Source organism: Hoskinsella mucinilytica, assembly GCF_045223415.1.
GTDB classification, from domain to species: domain Bacteria; phylum Bacillota_I; class Bacilli_A; order Erysipelotrichales; family Erysipelotrichaceae; genus Hoskinsella; species Hoskinsella mucinilytica.
In genome coordinates, this window is sequence record NZ_JBEQZJ010000121.1 from 1 (window position 1) to 514 (window position 514).

Below are 514 nucleotides of genomic sequence, written 5' to 3' on the forward strand. Positions count from 1 at the left end.
ACCTATCAACAATATTAGACGCCTTTACCAAAGAAATACTAGCATATGTGTTAAGTGAAACAATGGAGGTAGATTTTGTTTTAGAAACAGTAAATAAATTAATAGATAGACATGGAATATCACTAAGTGAAGAAACATTGGTGCATTCAGATCAGGGATGTCATTATACAAGTTATAGTTTTATTCAGATATTAAGGGATAGAAAATTAAGACAATCAATGTCGAGGAAAGGGAACTGTTGGGATAATGCACCACAGGAAAGTTTTTTTGGACATATGAAAGATGAAATAGACATAAGTAAGTGTAGAGAATATAAAGAAGTTAAATCAATTATTGATGACTGGATGGAATATTATAATAATGATAGATATCAATGGGGATTAGCAAAACTTTCCCCATGTGAATACTATAAGTATATAATGAGTGGTGAATATCCCTTAAAAATAGGGAAAAGTAACAATACATAAATCCCTTCTTCTTTACTTAAAAATGTCCTTGACAAAGGGTACAATTT

1 protein-coding gene is annotated in these 514 nt (G+C 30.2%); it reads left to right on the top strand.

Going from position 1 to position 514, the window contains the following annotated elements; all coding sequences use genetic code 11:
- Positions 1 to 467, top strand: a 467-nt coding sequence (locus tag UGRO018_RS17795) for a transposase (protein ID WP_416327851.1), incomplete at its 5' end; no start/stop codon positions are given.
- Positions 468 to 514: the final 47 nt, after the last annotated feature.